17 protein-coding genes are annotated in these 17,368 nt (G+C 43.8%); 7 read left to right on the top strand and 10 right to left on the bottom strand.

From position 1 onward, the window contains the following. Positions 1-19: 19 nt before the first annotated feature. The 8 genes from IPP74_06835 to IPP74_06800 all read right to left on the bottom strand — a co-directional run bounded on the left by IPP74_06835 (position 20) and on the right by IPP74_06800 (position 6,003). A complete protein-coding gene (locus tag IPP74_06835) occupies positions 20-397 on the bottom strand; it encodes a histidine triad nucleotide-binding protein (GenBank protein MBL0318987.1) in 378 nt (125 codons plus the stop codon). A 22-nt stretch (positions 398-419) separates the two neighbouring features. Beyond that, positions 420-731, bottom strand: a complete 312-nt coding sequence (locus tag IPP74_06830; GenBank protein MBL0318986.1) for a phosphoribosyl-ATP diphosphatase — start codon at positions 729-731, stop codon at positions 420-422. A 7-nt stretch (positions 732-738) separates the two neighbouring features. Then, the gene (gene hisF / locus IPP74_06825; protein MBL0318985.1) at positions 739-1,497 is read right to left on the bottom strand and encodes an imidazole glycerol phosphate synthase subunit HisF; all 759 of its coding nucleotides are present in this window, start codon (positions 1,495-1,497) and stop codon (positions 739-741) included. 9 nt (positions 1,498-1,506) lie between these two features. Next, the gene (gene hisA, locus IPP74_06820) at positions 1,507-2,232 is read right to left on the bottom strand and encodes a 1-(5-phosphoribosyl)-5-[(5-phosphoribosylamino)methylideneamino]imidazole-4-carboxamide isomerase (GenBank protein MBL0318984.1); all 726 of its coding nucleotides are present in this window, start codon (positions 2,230-2,232) and stop codon (positions 1,507-1,509) included. Between the two features lie 43 nt (positions 2,233-2,275). Continuing rightward, entirely contained in the window at positions 2,276-2,908 is a 633-nt protein-coding gene (gene hisH / locus IPP74_06815) for an imidazole glycerol phosphate synthase subunit HisH (GenBank protein MBL0318983.1), read from the bottom strand. Positions 2,909-2,910: 2 nt separating this feature from the next. Further along, positions 2,911-3,354, bottom strand: coding sequence for a hypothetical protein (locus IPP74_06810; protein ID MBL0318982.1), 444 nt, complete (start codon positions 3,352-3,354; stop codon positions 2,911-2,913). Next, the gene (hisB, locus tag IPP74_06805) at positions 3,351-3,965 is read right to left on the bottom strand and encodes an imidazoleglycerol-phosphate dehydratase HisB (protein MBL0318981.1); all 615 of its coding nucleotides are present in this window, start codon (positions 3,963-3,965) and stop codon (positions 3,351-3,353) included. The genes IPP74_06810 and hisB overlap by 4 nt, the downstream gene beginning before the upstream one ends. A gap of 61 nt (positions 3,966-4,026) precedes the next feature. Then, on the bottom strand, positions 4,027-6,003 hold the full coding sequence (locus tag IPP74_06800) for an FAD-binding oxidoreductase (protein ID MBL0318980.1): 1,977 nt from the start codon (positions 6,001-6,003) through the stop codon (positions 4,027-4,029). A 229-nt stretch (positions 6,004-6,232) separates the two neighbouring features. Here IPP74_06800 and IPP74_06795 point away from each other — a divergent pair, with 229 nt between their 5' ends. The 4 genes from IPP74_06795 (at position 6,233) to trpS (ending at position 11,168) form a co-directional block, all read left to right on the top strand. Continuing rightward, positions 6,233-8,074: a hypothetical protein gene (locus IPP74_06795; protein MBL0318979.1), complete on the top strand. Its 1,842-nt coding sequence runs from the start codon at positions 6,233-6,235 to the stop codon at positions 8,072-8,074. Positions 8,075-8,131: 57 nt separating this feature from the next. Further along, a complete protein-coding gene (gene hslV, locus IPP74_06790; protein MBL0318978.1) occupies positions 8,132-8,698 on the top strand; it encodes an ATP-dependent protease subunit HslV in 567 nt (188 codons plus the stop codon). 75 nt (positions 8,699-8,773) lie between these two features. Continuing rightward, on the top strand, positions 8,774-10,141 hold the full coding sequence (gene hslU, locus IPP74_06785) for an ATP-dependent protease ATPase subunit HslU (GenBank protein MBL0318977.1): 1,368 nt from the start codon (positions 8,774-8,776) through the stop codon (positions 10,139-10,141). Between the two features lie 40 nt (positions 10,142-10,181). Further along, on the top strand, positions 10,182-11,168 hold the full coding sequence (trpS, locus tag IPP74_06780; GenBank protein MBL0318976.1) for a tryptophan--tRNA ligase: 987 nt from the start codon (positions 10,182-10,184) through the stop codon (positions 11,166-11,168). A 56-nt stretch (positions 11,169-11,224) separates the two neighbouring features. Here trpS and IPP74_06775 read toward each other — a convergent pair whose 3' ends face one another. Beyond that, entirely contained in the window at positions 11,225-12,310 is a 1,086-nt protein-coding gene (locus IPP74_06775; GenBank protein MBL0318975.1) for a histidinol-phosphate transaminase, read from the bottom strand. A 16-nt stretch (positions 12,311-12,326) separates the two neighbouring features. Next, entirely contained in the window at positions 12,327-13,175 is an 849-nt protein-coding gene (locus IPP74_06770) for a chorismate mutase (protein ID MBL0318974.1), read from the bottom strand. 93 nt (positions 13,176-13,268) lie between these two features. Between IPP74_06770 and IPP74_06765 the strand changes: the two genes are divergently transcribed. The 3 genes from IPP74_06765 (at position 13,269) to IPP74_06755 (ending at position 17,360) form a co-directional block, all read left to right on the top strand. Continuing rightward, entirely contained in the window at positions 13,269-14,420 is a 1,152-nt protein-coding gene (locus tag IPP74_06765) for a homoserine O-acetyltransferase (protein MBL0318973.1), read from the top strand. Continuing rightward, on the top strand, positions 14,417-15,295 hold the full coding sequence (locus tag IPP74_06760; protein MBL0318972.1) for an EamA family transporter: 879 nt from the start codon (positions 14,417-14,419) through the stop codon (positions 15,293-15,295). Before IPP74_06765 ends, IPP74_06760 begins: the two co-directional genes overlap by 4 nt. A gap of 277 nt (positions 15,296-15,572) precedes the next feature. Next, entirely contained in the window at positions 15,573-17,360 is a 1,788-nt protein-coding gene (locus tag IPP74_06755) for a hypothetical protein (GenBank protein ID MBL0318971.1), read from the top strand. Positions 17,361-17,368: the final 8 nt, after the last annotated feature.

Below are 17,368 nucleotides of genomic sequence, written 5' to 3'. Positions count from 1 at the left end.
AAGAAACGAGTTTAACTTCTTACCGACTCTCCCCATCCCCAGGCACCAACCCACCAAGTGACCGCCCCCCAATCAAATGCACATGAAAATGCGGAACTGATTGAGACGCATGTTTACCGTGGTTTGCTATTAATCGATACCCACTTTCACGCACTCCCAGTTGCTCCGCAATACGCTGAACCGTTTTAAAAAAACGTGCGATCAGCCCTTCAGGGGCTTTGGTGACAAAGTCATCAAAAGAGGTATATTCACCGCGCGGCATAACCAATACATGCACCGGACCAGCGGGATTGATATCTTCGATGGCAACCACAAACTCATCCTGATACACCATCTTACTTGGAATTTCGCCGCGAATAATACGTGAAAAAATATTACATTGATCATATTTCGTCATCTGAATTTCCCTTGACTGGTTTTTACTTCCTCGATTGTTTTTCAGCAATCCCCGATACCCCTTCGCGGCGTGATAATTCTGCCATCACCTCATCTGGATGGATATTCAGTTCTGCCCATAACACTAACAGGTGATACAATAAATCCGCGCTTTCGGCAACCACCGCTTGGCTATTTTTATGCAGCGCAGCAATCACGGTTTCAAAGGCTTCTTCGCCGCATTTTTGCGTAATGCGATCCATGCCTTTGGCAAATAAACTCGCGGTATAAGACGACGAAGCATCGCCGCCTTTGCGGCTGGCAATAACCTCGTAGAGTGATGTTAATTGATCCATTGTTCCCTCACAACCTGACTGGAATTCCATGCTCGTGCATGTAGTGTTTCACTTCGCTGATTTTATACGTGCCAAAGTGAAAAATAGACGCCGCCAATAACGCAGAAGCATGCCCCTGCTCTACACCATCAACAAAATCATGCAGCTTGCCTACACCACCCGAAGCAATTACCGGAATGGTTACGGCATCGGCAATGGCACGGGTGAGCACGTTGTCAAATCCTTGTTTGGTGCCGTCACGATCCATCGATGTTAGGAGAATTTCACCCGCGCCCTGTTTTTGCATAAAACGCGCCCATTCAATGGCATCAATACCGGTAGGATTACGGCCGCCATGCGTAAAAATCTCAAATTTACCAGGAGCTACCTGGCGCGCATCCAGAGCCACCACAATACATTGCGCACCAAATTTATGTGAGGCCTCGCCTACAAATTCGGGATTCTTCACCGCAGCAGTGTTGATGGAGACTTTATCAGCTCCCGCTAATAACAACGTACGGATATCATCCAGCGCCCTTACACCTCCGCCCACCGTCAATGGCATAAAACATTGTTCGGCTACGGCCGCTACCGTATCATAAAGCGTTTCACGATTATCACTGGAAGCGGTGATATCTAAAAAACATAATTCATCGGCCCCCTGGGCATCGTAGAGTTTAGCTTGTTCAACCGGATCACCTGCATCGATTAAATCAACAAACTGCACCCCCTTGACCACACGTCCATCTTTTACATCAAGACAGGGAATAATACGGGTTTTCAACATGGGATTTCCTTATCCGTTGGCTATTTGCAGTGCACGCGGCACATCGATTTTTTTATCATAAAGGGCGCGGCCAATAATCACCCCCTCAATCCCCACATGCTCCATTGCTTTGACTGCACTGATATCGTCTGTTTTAGACATACCACCGGAAACAATCACAGGAATAGATATGGATTTTGCCAAGGTTTTAGTCCCTTCCAAATCAGGTCCGGTTAGGGTGCCGTCGCGGCTGATATCGGTATAAACAATGGCCGACACACCTGCATCTTCAAATTTTTGAGCCAGTTCAATCACGGTCACTTCCGATGTTTCTGCCCAGCCTTGGATGGCCACTTTGCCACCCCGCCCATCAATACCCACCACAATTTGTCCAGGAAAAAGGCGACAAGCCTCTTTAACGAGGTCTGGATTATGCAAGGCAATCGTTCCTAAAATCACACGTGTGATTCCCATCGTCAGCCATCGCTCAATCGTGGCAATGGTACGGATACCTCCGCCGAGCTGAATCGGCAACGATATGCGCTTGATAATCGATTCAACCGCGCTTTCATTAACCGGCTTGCCTTCTAACGCGCCGTTGAGATCAACCAGGTGAAGATAGGAAAATCCCATATCCTCAAATGATTTTGCCTGAGCAGCAGGATCGTGGTTAAACACCGTTACTTTATCAAACTCGCCTTGAAACAGGCGAACACATTGGCCGTCTTTTAAATCAATCGCTGGAAAAATAATCATGAAGCTTTTCCTTTATCCTTCATCACAGGTAGCACGATTTATGCTACATATTCAAAAAATTAGCAATAATAACCTGTCCCGTTTCCTGGCTTTTCTCCGGGTGGAACTGAGTCGCGACAATATTATCTTTAGCAACAATAGCCGTTAGTTCGCGACCATGGGTAGTGGTTGCTACGACCACACCGGACTCATGTACATCCATATAATAACTATGGACAAAATAAGCGTGGTCACCTGAGCTAATCCCATTCACAATAGGATGCGGGGGGAGGTTAAGCGATAATTCATTCCATCCCATGTGAGGCACTTTGATATGCTGTTGTGCAACGGGAATGGAAATCACAGAACCTTTAATCCACCCTAAACCTTGATGAATTCCGTGCTCTTTTCCTTCTTGCGCCAATAACTGCATACCCACGCAAATGCCCATAAAAGGTTTTTGCTGGATAAACACTTGATCCTGCATCGTGTCAATCATGCCCGGAATCGCTTTAAGCCCGGCCATGCAATCCCCAAATGCCCCAACGCCAGGAAGCACGATATGCGAAGCCAGGATAAGATCATTAATATTTGACGTTACCTTAACTTCGTGTTTTGCACCCGCCACTTTTTCAAACGCTTTTGCTGCGGAACGCAGATTGCCTGATCCATAATCAATAATAGCGATGGTCGACATAGCTAAACCCATCCTTCTGACCAATGCTTAGGCATCGTCGGCGCCGCAGGTCCCTGTGTTGTTTTTATCTGATTGAGTATGCCCACATAATCATTGAAGAAACGCAGATATGCTTCGGTCTTATTACTACACACTAACGTATGCACCATAACATAGCCTTTTTTGAGCTTAGAACGAATCACCCAATCCATACCACTAAAACCAATCCACACACTCAGCGCCAGATTAATAACCATACCTTCGTAATGACCATGCTCAATCAAAGTGCCCGTACCAAAGATCATAATCAACGAGACCACAAGACCTTGCCACCATAATTGTTTATAAAACAGCCACAGGAAGGTTAAACCGAAGGCAAAAATATTAAATTTTTCAGCTATAAAGAGGGTGGTATCAAAATGGTTAGGGCTATTGGGCTTAGCTAGAACAACGTAGGTTTTGCTCATAATTTGCCTTTCGTAGAAGGAATTTCATTAGCTTTACGCGGATCAATATCCACCGCAACACGCAACGCCCTAGCCAATGCCTTAAAGCATGATTCCACGATATGATGATTATTGGTGCCATAGAGATTTTCAATATGCAAGGTTGCTCCAGCCGCCTGGGCAAACGCCTGAAACCATTCTTTAAAAAGTTCGGTGTCCATATCGCCTAATTTATCACGGGTAAAGTCCACCTTCCAAATCAGGTATGGACGATTGGAAAGATCAATCGCTGCACGGGTAAGTGTCTCATCCATCGGGATGTAACTATGCCCGTAACGGACGATACCTTTGCGTTCTCCCAATGCTTTAGCCACAGCTTCACCGATAGCAATGCCGGTATCCTCTGTTGTATGATGATAATCAATGTGCAAATCGCCTTTCGCTTCCACTGTTATATCAATCAGACTATGGCGGGATAACTGCTCTAACATATGATCCAAGAAGCCAATACCCGTACTGACATGATAAACACCCGTACCATCCAGATTGACCTCAACATGGATAGAGGTCTCTTTGGTTGTACGGCTGATCTGTGCGATACGCGCTTGGGTAGCAGGCAGTGTGGCTGTCATAATCGACTCTTTTTTTAATTACCGTGGCCCATTATACAATAGATAGTTAAAGATTCCTAGCCTACTTTATCAACAGAAAAACCATGCAAAAAGCCCGATGGCTTACTCCATAAAACCCCTTGATTGGCACAAACAACTCTCTACCTGCCTCTTTCCCACTACCCATTGAAAAGCCCGTTTTTGGATTAATTCCGAAATTTCTTTCAAACTCTCTTACTACATGAGGATTTTCAACGGCACGACGGATATATTCGGAAGCAAAATAGGCCGAATCAGTAATCCCTTTGCCTCCAAAACCAGTTCCTATAAATAACCCATTGGCAATTTCTGTTATAACACCCGAATTAAGAGCATTAATGGGACGCCAACATGATTTAACTGAAAAAATTTCAACTCGTTTTTGAGGAAAAATGACCTTGGCTGCATACCAAAGATTATTAATAGCCGCACCGACTGGCAATCGCTTGGTACCAATGGCACCACCACACGTTGTTTTTACTAATGTCCAGGTTTCCCTAGTCTGCTCATCCGTTATAGTCTTTATCGGTGTAAAATGGCTATTATTTGAATCTATAGGGCATTTTATGTCACCCTCTACTAACAAATAGGCCGAATATCCACTTGCAGGCGTAATTTTCTCAATAGGATTCAGAAGTTTGACAGCCTTCTCAACGTTGTATTCGGCATTAGCTCCAAAGGACGTATAAACCTTGCTCGTACGAATAATGGTTTCTTTTGGGATATCATGTTGATCGAAACCTTCATCAATACCAACGCCGGAAACCTCATTCGATTTGGAATTGATAAGAATGCTGTTTACCTGCCCTCGAATAACAATCCCTCCTTTTTTTCTAATTGCCTGAGTTAAAATTTCAAATGTATTGGGATTTATATTGCCATCCCCTTCCACTTCCCATGCAGACCCTCCGTCACCAAACGTTGGTAATGTTCCAACTTTTTTATGCACTTCATCCAGCGAAATTTTCTTACATTCAATACCATAACGCTTTAGCATTACGGCCATCTCTTCCATTTCTTTTGTTTCTGCTTCGTTATAGGCAATACGAATCGTATTTTTACGATGCAACAACGGCTGCCCAAGATCCACCGAAACCTGATCCATTATTTTTCCACTGGAAATAGCCATAGGAATGGTCTTATCCAGAATCGTATCGTGCCCACGTATCTTTTGGTATTTATATTTCAAGCCATTCCATAAATATCCGGCACCCACGTGCCATACATTTCGACCAAAAAATGGATTAAACAAGGCTGGCGGAAAGATTTGTCCAACAGTATAATTATCACGCTCAAAATTCTCACTTGCGACCGTTCGATACAAACTCAAACCCAGAATACTAAGCGCGCTGAAAGCCGGATCGGTATACATTGGCGTTGCATGGCTAACGTGAAACTGACCAGAGCTTCCACTTTTTGATGGCGAACGTTTTATATCAATAGGCTCCACATAAATGGGGGGGCTCTGCCAATCAGGCAGACGTTTCTTGCTCCACAAATCGGTCATCAGATAGGCGGCCCATAGAGCCGAAATGCCTCCCGAAAGAACGGCAACAGCTGGACGGTCCTCTGCAAATTTATAATTTTTCCTCTTAAGATCGGAATCATGGGCAATAAAGGTCTTTAAAGGCTGATCCACACATAAATTACTCGGCGCAGCTAGCGCATGGCCATTCACTTCATCAGCAAAATTTTTTGAGACAAAATCCACAAGTCTTTTGTCTGTGCTAACCCATATATTCCAGCCATGGTTACTGCGCAGGAAGCCACTCTCAAACCAATTACTTTCAATAGCCTGCTGTTTAGCATAATTGATAAATTCATCTACTGATTCTGAATATTTTGCTTTATTAGCCTGCGATCCAGAAGCAGTGCAATAATACCTAACAAGGACATCAGGCTTAATTACATCGCCACAGACAACATTATGCCTAATATAACCCTGAGACTTACAACCGCCTCCCCCAATGCCAACAAGTGGAATTCCATTTTTTTGAAGATTCGCTGCGCTCTTTTTCATTCTACACTTACAAATTACATATGATGTCTATTCTTTATACTCCACCCCACCTTGTCATTCATTACCTTTATGGAAAAGTGAACGTCAAAAAACTTTGACGTAACACAAAAGACCGTGTATTACATCAAACATCTGAAAGTGAAAACGTCGTAAAGATTGGCACTTATGGTAACCGATAATTTGCTGGGAATCAACAAGTTGTCTAAACAAATTATTAAATTATAAAATAATGAAAAATAATCATAAGAAAGGCTCACTCTCCCTTAATTATTTTCTTATCTTTAGCTGCATGTTCTGTGTGGTCTTTGTTTTATCTACCATATACGTGTTATCCCTCTACCAATCACGAAAAACACTTAAGGATCATGCACTCTTTCGATCAGCCCACCAAATAGGCCAAGAACTCCAACTTTCATTTGATTATGTTAATAATCTGCTTGTTTTTCTTGGTGAAAAAATCCTCGAAAACGATCCACATAATCTTCCTCAAATTACAGAGCTCCTTCAAGGCAGGCTTGTCAATAACGACAGCATCCGCGACCAATTTTCATGGGCCATGTTTGATTGGTCTACGCCAGATAAGCAAATGAGGGCTAGCACCCCCTGGGGAATCATGAAAAAGCCCAAAGATATTTCACATCGGTATTATGCACACATGGCGTTTAAAGAACCCTGGAAAATGCATTTTGATAAACGCGACATTGGCATATCAAGCGGGCAACTTATTATTCCGGCCGGTATGGGCATCACCCATGCAGATGGAACCCCCGCAGGAATTCTTTCGCTTGGTTTCCAAATCTCGCGTATCTCTCAGCGATTTGAACAAATTCTTGGCACGTCCAATATCAGCTTTATTATCATTGATGGCCACCATGCGCCCGCCATTCAGTCTGCTGATATTGAAAATAATGCCATCCATGATCACGACATTCAACTTGCTTTACATAAGATACCACAGATTAAGGGCTATCACCCCCTGTCTACTCCACTTATTCTGGGAGACACCGTCTTCTTAAGTTATTACGCTATGGAGCATTATCCATTTATTATTTTAGTTGGCTATAACCGTACAATTTTTTATCAAGAGCTACGCGAAGTTCTGCTTCCTGGAATAATAGGATTCGCGACGATCGGCGGCGTTTCGCTGCTGTTATTGTGGTTGCTTCGATATCAAATTATTGCACCGACTCTAGAGCTGTCCAAAGCAGCTGAGCTACTTTCACGCAATGTGGAGACAGTCATCATCCCCAAACCTAGAGCTCGAGAATTAAGGGTGCTGGCAAGGCAGCTTGTGAATGTAAAACGTCATATCAAGAAAATCCACCGCGTCGAAAAGCAATTGATCCATGCCAAAATTGAAGCCGAAAAAGCAAATTATGCCAAATCCAAATTCCTGGCTAATATGAGCCATGAACTTCGAACGCCACTGGTAACCATTAACGGCTATTCCGAATTTTTGACCCATAAAATGTATGGCTCGCTTGACCCGCGCTATGTTGAGGCCGGCGGTTATATCAACACCGCAGGAAATCATCTGCTACACTTAATTAATGAAATCCTCGATCTATCCAAGATCGAAGCTGGAAAGATGGAAATGGATGAACAGCCCTTTGATTTTAATCGTTTGTTAAAAACATGCTGCTCCTATATCAAAGAAACCGCACGAAAAAAACAAATTGAGATTTCAACCGAGACTCCCGATAATCCGCCAGCTCTTTATGCTGATCAGCTGCGCATAAAACAAATACTGCTTAATCTTTTATCCAATGCGGTTAAGTTTACCCCGGAAAAAGGACATATTTTCCTCAAATTTTATGTGCGCGATGGTGCACTATTTTTTGAAATCACGGATACTGGCATTGGTATTGCCGAAGAAAACATTCCATTAATCTTGTCCGAATTTGGGCAAATCTATCAAGAGGGCTATGAAAAGGCAACGGAAGGAACCGGACTTGGCCTGCCTATTTCCAAACGACTGGTTGAACTTCATCAAGGTACGTTTACCCTCACCAGCACCCTTAATGTGGGAACCACTATTATTATTCGATTCCCTCCAGAAAGATTACGTTAGCCCTTGTATTTTTAATTTTGGTACCCAATTATAGAGATATAAACCAAAGGAGTGTTTATGCTAGAACACCATGATCCTCGGACTATATACGGCACAACGATTCTTTCAGTACGCCATAACGGCAAAGTGGTGATTGCGGGAGATGGACAAGTTTCACTTGGCAGCACAGTGATTAAGTCAACGGCAAAGAAAATTCGAAAACTAGGGGATGGCTCAATTATTGCAGGGTTTGCTGGATCAACCGCAGACGCGTTTACATTATTCGAACGCCTCGAAGCAAAGTTAAGTGAACATCGTGGTCAATTAACCAGGGCATGTGTTGAGCTCGCAAAAGACTGGCGCATGGACAAATACTTAAGACGTCTTGAGGCCATGCTTATTGTGATTGATAGCAAAACAACCTTAGTCCTTACCGGCACAGGCGATGTCCTGGATCCCGAAGACGGGATCGTTGGCATTGGCTCTGGTGGCATGTTTGCCTTGTCTGCTGCTAGAGCACTCGTTTCTGTTGATCATCTGGATGCTGAAGAAATCGTCAGACGTTCGATGAAAGTAGCCGCCGATATTTGTGTTTATACCAACAATAATATCATAGTTGAAACCTTGATTGCCGAAACCCCTTAATATTAAGTAGATAGCCCTATGTTCCGCAGAAAAAATGACTCAGGAAACTCCCTTCTTTCGTCGATCAGCAAAGGAATGGATGAACAGCAACGCCCAGAAAAAACCGTTGAAGAATTATCGGTACTGGAGCTTGAAACATTAACTCCACTTGAAATCGTCCGCGAACTTGATAAATACGTCATTGGTCAAGGTGATGCTAAACGAGCTGTCGCGATTGCCCTTAGGAACCGTTGGCGTCGTCGCAAGGTCTTGCCGCCACTTCAAGATGAGATCATGCCAAAAAATATTTTAATGATTGGACCCACCGGCGTTGGTAAAACAGAAATCGCTAGGCGTTTAGCCAAACTTGCCAAAGCACCTTTTATCAAAGTGGAAGCCACGAAATTTACTGAGATTGGCTATGTTGGACGCGACGTCGACTCCATTATCCGCGATTTACTCGATATGGCGATTATCCAGGTACGCGAAGAGATGCGCAAACTGGTTGAAGCCAAAGCCGTTATTAAAGCAGAAGAGCGCGTTTTAGATGCCTTGGTTGGTGCAGGTGCAAGCCCAGATACGCGTGAAAAATTCCGCAAAATGTTGCATGACGGAGTCCTTGATGACCGAGAAATTGAAATTCAGATTATGGACAACAGCAACAATATGATGTCGACCTTTGATATTCCAGGCGCACCTGGAAGCCAGATGGGCGTCTTTAATTTAGGCGACGTACTCGGTAAAGCCATGGGTAACGAACGCACAAAAACTCGCCGCGTCACCGTTGAGGAATCGTTTGAAATCCTGATGGCCGAAGAAAGTGATAAATTAATTGACGAAGAACAAATCATTAAAATTGCCATTAACCGCACTGAAAATGACGGGATCGTCTTTCTTGACGAGATTGATAAAATCACCGGACGTGAAGACCGCAAAGCAAGCGAGGTCAACCGTGAGGGGGTCCAACGTGACTTGCTGCCCTTGGTTGAAGGCACTACCGTTACCACTAAATATGGCCCGGTTAAAAGCGATCATATTCTCTTCATTGCATCGGGCGCTTTCCATATGGCGAAGCCTTCCGATTTATTACCGGAATTACAAGGACGCTTTCCCATTCGTGTAGAGCTTAAAGCCCTTACCGAAGAAGATCTTGTCCGCATTCTGGAGGAACCCGAAGCAAGCCTGATTAAACAATATGAGGCCCTGCTGTTAACCGAAGGTGTACGACTTGAGTACCGAAAAGAAGCCCTCCTTGAAATTGCCAAACTGGCAACAGACGTTAATCGTGCCGTTGAAAATATTGGTGCACGCCGCTTACACACCATTATGGAAAAATTATTAGAAGATTTGAGCTTCGGTGCCGACCAACGACATGGAGAACATGTCATTATCGATCAGCCTTATGTACAAGAAAAGCTCAAGGGACTTGCGCAAAATATGGACTTATCGAAATTTATCCTCTAAAAAATGAATATTGTTTTTTGATATCGTGTGAGCTTACGTCATGTCGCGTCTTTTTTCGGGTATTCAGCCTACGGGCAATCTTCATCTAGGTAACTACCTTGGCGCCATCCGCCATTGGATCACGCTGCAATCCCAGTATGAATCACTTTTTTGCATCGTGGATCTTCACGCCATTACCGTACCGCAAGAGCCTGAAGAACTAAGAAAACACATCCGGGAAACCGCCGCAACCTATATTGCCTGCGGTATTGACCCCCATAAAACCACGATCTTCCAGCAATCGCAAGTGGCCGAACATTCTGAACTGGCGTGGATATTACAGTGTATGACCCCGATGGGCTGGCTTAACCGCATGACTCAATTTAAGGAAAAAGCTGGCAAGGATCGCGAACGCGCGTTTAGTGCCCTTTTTACCTATCCGGTTCTAATGGCCGCCGATATTTTGCTCTATAAGACACAGATTGTTCCCGTAGGCGACGATCAAAAACAACATCTAGAACTAGCTCGGGATATTGCTGGTAGCTTTAATCAACGTTTCGGTGTTGATTTTTTCCCGCTCCCAGAACCTTATATTCAAGGCGAAACCACCCGCGTCATGAGCCTGCGGGATGGCTCCAAAAAAATGAGCAAATCCGATCCTTCTGATTATTCACGTATTCATCTTACTGATGATGCGGACACGATTTTGCAAAAAATTAAGAAAGCAAAATCCGATGCCGTACAAGGGTTATCCTATGACCAGGACGCACGGCCAGAAGCCAGCAATCTTATTAATCTCTATGCGGCTTTTTCTGGACTTAGCCGTGATGGCGTAGTTGAAAAATATGCTTCTTCGGGATTTTCCGTTTTTAAATCAGATTTAGCCGAACTGGTTTCCGAATACGTGGCACCCATAGGCGTTGAAATCAACAAGCTCTTACAAGATCCACCCTATCTCGATCAACTCCTCAAAAAGGGAGCCGACACCGCCAGTGCGATTGCTCAAAAACATTTAAGCGAGATTAAACAGATTGTTGGCCTCACATAAGCAACCACGTTCTGCATTGCAGCAATGTTTTATCCCCAACAGAGGGGATAATACAACTAACCAATAAATTCTTTAAGCGATTTAACAAACGCCATGTTCTCATCTTCTTTACCGATGGTAATACGCAGGCAAGCTGGCAATCCGTAATTAGCAACCATTCTTGGTATGATGCCGCGCTCCATTAACCAGTCGTTGGCCGCGATTGCTTGTTGTGCGCCACCTGGAAATGAAATCAGAATAAAATTAGCCACACTGGGATACACATGAAGGCCCATATCACGGCACTGCTGAGATACCCATGGCAGCCACTCATCATTAAATGCTTTTGCTTTGGCCGTATGTTCGGCATCCAAAACAGCCGCAACGGCGGCCACTTGAGCACATGCTGCTGTATTAAACGGACCACGGACACGGTTTAGGACATCCGCAACATCTGCCGGACAATACCCCCAACCGATACGCAAACTGGCCAAACCATAAATTTTAGAGAATGTACGGGTTACCACGGTATTATCCGTTTTTTCAACCAATTCAATGCCGTCAGAATAATCTTTTTCAGATACATATTCAGCATAGGCACCATCAATAACCAGCAGAATATCGTCACGCAGACCCTTCCGCAAACGCCATAATTCATCACGCGTAACGTAGCTGCCTGTAGGATTATTCGGATTTGCCAAGAACACAATTCGTGTTTTAGGCGTAACCGCAGCTAAAATGGCATCAATGTCGGCACGAAGATCCGCCTCTTTTACAGCGACCGGTGTTGCACCCGCGATCATCGCATAAATCGGATACATTAAAAATCCATGTTCGGTGTAAATAACGTCTGACCCAGCTTCCGCATAGGCTTTACACAACATCCCAATCACTTCATCGGAACCAGCCCCGCAAACAATGCGGTCAGCATCAAGTTCATAGACTTGTGCAATGGCTTGACGCAGCTGTGTTGAGCCCCCATCAGGGTAACGATGCAATGTTTTGACCGCAGCATTATAAGCCTCTATTGCCTTAGGGCTTGGCCCAATCGGCGTTTCATTCGAGGATAGTTTGATAATCTTACTGACTCCCGCAGCCGCCTTCGATTTACCAGGCGTATAAGGAGTAATGCCATAAATAGACGAGAGCGGTTTTAGCGGCATGATTTTTTTTCCTGCATTAAATCGTAACAATAGGGTTAGCGTAAGCACCAATCCGTTTAATGTAGTTCATGTGATTATCAAGTTCTTTTGAAATCACGGTTAAAAGCGGATCATACTGTTGGATAAATCCCGACACTTTAATCAAGTGGTCGACAGCCTTTTCATCACCAGGAGTAGGGGACTGGGCAATCCATTCCGCCGAAATTTTAATACTTTGAAGCGCTTTACTGATCGTATTTTTACTGACCGTAAGCGGCGTATTTAAAACCAGCAACGTTGAATCATCTCCTGTAGGCTCAGGCTTAACCTTACCAAGCGCCAATACTGATTTTTGCTCATTTGCCGTATCACAGACAACCGGCAAAACAGCGAATACAGACACATTATCTTTGAGATTTTGCCACCAATAATGGTTCGGCACTTCTTGCCAATGCAACGGCACCACACCAATAACAGAGTCATTTTTTTCAACATCGCTCAAAACAGAACCAATGCTTACATGTTTATTAATAGGAACAAACGAACCAAAATATTCCCTGGCCAGCCAGTAACCTTTGCTTTCATCTCCTCCAAAAACCGACACTTTCAATTTTTGTTCATGAAACAGTGATGCAGAGATAATCATCCGCCACATCGAAGCAATCGCCGCATCTGGAAAATGAGGACGAAGCTCCATTACTACCCGTTTCAGAATAGCAGCCTCACGGCCTGGTTTTAAGAAACAACCATTGATTCCCATTTCTTTTTTATGGCGACCAACCTGGTCAACAATCGCCAAACGATCCTTTAAAAGTGATATAATCTGGTCGTCAATTGCATCTATTTGGGTTCGTAATTCTAAAAGCACATTATCGTGTGTTAACATATCAATCCTAGCTGACTCTAAAAGCCTCTTGTTTTATTGCTCATTATCACTACAATAAAAACAGCTAAATGTATAGGATTTTTGGCTTTCAACGTGGCTGATTTAACACTCCCTCACCCTCTTGCTACCGACGGCGGTATAGTGCGCCTTGCTTCAAGCGAGCCGTTTACCCTGCGCTGCGGGGTGCAATTACGCGATTTTCCACTGGCTTATCAGACCTTTGGAACCCTCAATAGCGACAAATCAAATGCCATCTTGGTGTGCCACGCCCTAACTGGGGACCAGTATTTATGTGGCGAACATCCCGTCACCGGCAAGCCCGGATGGTGGGATGGCTTTGTTGGGCCCGGAAAAGTGCTTGATACTGATCGTTATTACGTGATTGGCTCCAATATCTTGGGTGGGTGCATGGGCACAGTTGGGCCGAAGGAAATAAATCCCGATACCGGCACAACCTATAATCTGGATTTTCCGGTTATCACCATTGCCGATATCGTCAATGCCCAAAAACTTCTGCTCGACTATTTAGGCATTGATAACCTATTTTGCGTTATTGGTGGCTCAATGGGCGGAATGCAGGTGTTAGAATGGACCGCCAAATACCCAGACATGGTCTTTTCGGCCATCCCTATTGCAGCCGCGGCTCGCCATTCTGCACAAAATATCGCCTTCCATGAGATTGCCCGTCAAGCCATTAAAGCCGATCCAGACTGGTGCCAGGGCAATTATCTTAACGAAGGGAAAACCCCCACCAAAGGATTAGCCGTTGCCCGCATGTCTTCCCATATTACCTACCTGTCAGAAACATTGCTGCAAAAGAAATTTGGCCGTTTATTGCAAGACCGCGAGCATGTGACGTATGGTTTTGAAGCTGATTTTCAAATCGAGAGTTATCTGCGCCATCAAGGCATGACGTTCGTGGAACGCTTTGATGCCAATTCGTTCCTGTATATTACCCGCGCTTCCAACTACTTTGATCTGGCTCATGATTATGGCGGCAATCTGCCTAAAGCGTTTGCACGTACTGCCGCCCATTTTTGTGTCATTTCCTTTTCAAGCGACTGGCTGTTTCCCACCATCAACAGCAAAGAAATCGTACGGGCATTGAGTGCGGCGGCGGCTAATGTTGCCTTCGTTGAAGTGGCGACCGACCGCGGCCATGACGCGTTCTTAATTAATGACCCCGATTACGAAGCCACCCTAACTGGCTTTTTGGATAACATGGCCAAACGCCGCGGCCTATGAAACTCCCCCATGTCCTGCTAGGCATTGTTATTGCGTTCCTGTTCGCCAGCGAATGGGTGACAGCGAAGGCAATGATGGACCATGTGCCGGCTTTCTTTTTAAATTGCCTTCGTTTTGCGATTCTATCCACCCTTCTATCTCCCTGGTTATGCAAACCAATTCCCTGCTCCACATGGATGCTTGGGACGATTGCGATCTGTTACATGGTTATCCATTTTGGGTTGGTATTCTTAGGAATGCAGCTTGGCCTGGATGCCTCAAGCACTATTGTGGTTGGGCAAGCCGGCGTTCCCTTTTCTGCATTGCTTGGTTTTGTGGTCTTCAGACACAAACCCCATTATGCCACCATTGCAGGAATCATACTGGCCATCATTGGATTATGTGTTGTTTTTGGCAGCCCAGATATCCGCCATTCTCCTTTAGGATTTGTCTGCGTGGTCACCGGTGTTTTTTCATGGGCTGTTGGCAATATCCTTATTTCAAGGTTACCCCATATTCCTACAGCACAACTCCTGGCGTGGTTTTCACTGTTCAGCGTGCTGCCCCTTGCTGCGATTTCATGGCTTGTTGATCCTGCATGGTCACAACTCATATCGGGCATGACACATTATCACTGGCTTGGAATTATCTACATCACCTGTATTACCACCTTGCTGGGAGATGGCGGCTGGTACTGGCTATTGCAGCGGCACCCCACTCACCATATCGCCCCTTTTATGCTGCTGGCTCCCTTGTTTGGCGCCCTGCTTTCGATTCTCTTCCTGGACGAACAAATAACCGTACCCATGCTAGTTGGCGGTGGCATGATCCTCAGCGGGGTAGCGTTTACGTTTTTGTCGCATCGAACCCAAACATCATCCTTGGCGGAAGGCTAAATAGCTGAAGAATCTCTAAAAGACCGCCTGAGCTTTGTGTATACAACCTCTTGCTCCAACGTCCGCACGTCTGAACAGGCAGGCCCATCACAACGTGGAACTAAGCATCTCTAGAGGTAACAGCAGCTCACTCCAATGCTGGACTGGATAGGGCAGAAGCATAAGACAAACAATATTCACAATATATTCATCAAATATTAACGAACAACAAATATAATACAAATATATTAATTGATATAAACAAAACAACAAAAACAGATTAAAATATGAACTTACTATGACAAAAGATCACAGAGAAAAAAATCAAGTTAGTAGCACCTCAACCATTACATATGATAGAGAAGAGGAAAAGTTTTATGTTGTGACAGAAGGGGGGGGTAAAAAACCTCACAAAGTCGAAGCCACTTTTGCTATGAAAGATAATGTATTCCTGAAGATTAGCGGAGGTATGCCAAATATAACATTTAAGGATAATGATAAACCTTTTTCATTAGGTTTTTATTTGGAAAACAATTTTGAGAAAATTGCAAAAAAAGATCTACCTATCAAAGATTTTAACAAGTCGATTAAAGATCTGACTAATTCCCTATCTTTGATGGTTACTTCGGAGAATAAATTTTTACTTACTACTGGCACTGATAAGCTTTATCTTGCTCTGATGAAAAATTTCATTGAAAAAAACCTTAATAAAGAAAGAAAAGCTATCTTTTATGAAAAATTAGGTGAAGAGGTTAAGCTATCATTAAAAGTTTATAGTGACGAAGTTCCTAAATTTGGAAATACCGCTGATGCAGCCGTGAAGGGGCGTAATAATGTAGATGGCATAGAAAATCGTTTTGATAAAATAACTGCGCTGCTTCAGTGCTTACCCCAGGACATTAGTTCAAAGATAATCAATGAGAGCGTTCCCCTTTTATCAGGAAAGATTCAAAATATCAATTTTACTGAAGGGGACGCAAAGGCCATTGAAAAATACAACAATTGCGTAAATTCCAACAACACGATTACCACAAACAACAACAAAATAGCGAATAATCCCAACCACAAAGATGACACATTACGCGAAAAATCTCGATTAGAAGAAATATTGGAAAAAGAAAATAGCAAGGATAAGAATAAACAAGACGCCGATGTAATAAATTCATGTACGGCCGGAATAGAACGTATGAATCGAACTTTGTCTAATATAAACACGTATAATGAAAACAATAAATACATTAACGAGGTTAACAAAGGGGACTTAATAAAACGATCTCAAGATAACGCTTGGAACAAGGTTGTAGAAAAACGTGTCGTCGATTCAACGCAACAATTGAGACGTATTCAAGGGCATGGCCGACTGATTGAAAGTGTAGCTTTAGCTGCCTTAAAGACGAATGGGATAGAAACCCCCACGACAGCAGATTTTGAAAAAGCACGACAAAAACTAGATAATAAGTTTAGCCTTTGTAATGCATTAGCGCGAGAAGAGAATAGTGAAGAAGTTTATGCAATCGACTTTCATGCGGTAGGACGTAAGGCATTAGCAAACTATTTTGCAAAGAACATGAAAGCACCGGTTTCCATAGAAAGCGCTTTGCGTATCCCCGAAATTCTTTTCGAAGAGCAAGAAAGAGAAGCTCAAAGAAATCTTGAAAACGCGAAAAATGCACAAAAAGAATCTGATAAAAATGAAAAAGCTTCGCCAGAAAAAAGCTCTAAAAATGGGGCAGATCGGGAAGCCCTGCTGCAATCAGAAAACGCAAAATGGGAAAAGTCTGCTCCGGCCGCAGCCAAACGTACGGGTGTAAATATGGGAAGTAGAATTCCCGAAGCTGCTGAAAAAGATGCCGAGCATAAATCAGAAACGATGCGGAAAGACGATAAGGCATCAAACCCATGGCAAAAGACCATTCCTACAGAGTTAAAACGCGATGTGACGCAAACATTAAAAAAGGCTGATCTTGCCGCAATAGAGAAACTCAAAGTTGACGGTCCGAATAAAGATACGATGTCAGGCAAGCAAGCCTCTTGGGTGAATAAAATTACCAATTCTAGAAATAATAATCCTTCTAAAACCCCCTAGTTCTTGCT

This window comes from Alphaproteobacteria bacterium (genome assembly GCA_016722515.1).
Taxonomy (GTDB): domain Bacteria; phylum Pseudomonadota; class Alphaproteobacteria; order Rickettsiales; family JADKJE01; genus JADKJE01.
This window is presented reverse-complemented; position numbering and strand designations above follow the sequence as displayed.

Excerpts from the sequence above, each read along its gene's own strand:
- IPP74_06830 (MBL0318986.1), bottom strand. The coding sequence starts at position 731 with ATGGATCAATTAACATCACTCTACGAGGTTATTGCCAGCCGCAAAGGC.
- hisB (MBL0318981.1), bottom strand. The coding sequence starts at position 3,965 with ATGACAGCCACACTGCCTGCTACCCAAGCGCGTATCGCACAGATCAGC.
- hslV (MBL0318978.1), top strand. The coding sequence starts at position 8,132 with ATGCTAGAACACCATGATCCTCGGACTATATACGGCACAACGATTCTT.
- IPP74_06810 (MBL0318982.1), bottom strand. The coding sequence starts at position 3,354 with ATGAGCAAAACCTACGTTGTTCTAGCTAAGCCCAATAGCCCTAACCAT.
- IPP74_06775 (MBL0318975.1), bottom strand. The coding sequence starts at position 12,310 with ATGCCGCTAAAACCGCTCTCGTCTATTTATGGCATTACTCCTTATACG.
- IPP74_06800 (MBL0318980.1), bottom strand. The coding sequence starts at position 6,003 with ATGAAAAAGAGCGCAGCGAATCTTCAAAAAAATGGAATTCCACTTGTT.
- IPP74_06795 (MBL0318979.1), top strand. The coding sequence starts at position 6,233 with ATGAAAAATAATCATAAGAAAGGCTCACTCTCCCTTAATTATTTTCTT.
- IPP74_06755 (MBL0318971.1), top strand. The coding sequence starts at position 15,573 with ATGACAAAAGATCACAGAGAAAAAAATCAAGTTAGTAGCACCTCAACC.
- IPP74_06760 (MBL0318972.1), top strand. The coding sequence starts at position 14,417 with ATGAAACTCCCCCATGTCCTGCTAGGCATTGTTATTGCGTTCCTGTTC.
- hslU (MBL0318977.1), top strand. The coding sequence starts at position 8,774 with ATGGATGAACAGCAACGCCCAGAAAAAACCGTTGAAGAATTATCGGTA.
- trpS (MBL0318976.1), top strand. The coding sequence starts at position 10,182 with ATGTCGCGTCTTTTTTCGGGTATTCAGCCTACGGGCAATCTTCATCTA.
- hisF (MBL0318985.1), bottom strand. The coding sequence starts at position 1,497 with ATGTTGAAAACCCGTATTATTCCCTGTCTTGATGTAAAAGATGGACGT.
- IPP74_06835 (MBL0318987.1), bottom strand. The coding sequence starts at position 397 with ATGACGAAATATGATCAATGTAATATTTTTTCACGTATTATTCGCGGC.
- hisH (MBL0318983.1), bottom strand. The coding sequence starts at position 2,908 with ATGTCGACCATCGCTATTATTGATTATGGATCAGGCAATCTGCGTTCC.
- hisA (MBL0318984.1), bottom strand. The coding sequence starts at position 2,232 with ATGATTATTTTTCCAGCGATTGATTTAAAAGACGGCCAATGTGTTCGC.
- IPP74_06770 (MBL0318974.1), bottom strand. The coding sequence starts at position 13,175 with ATGTTAACACACGATAATGTGCTTTTAGAATTACGAACCCAAATAGAT.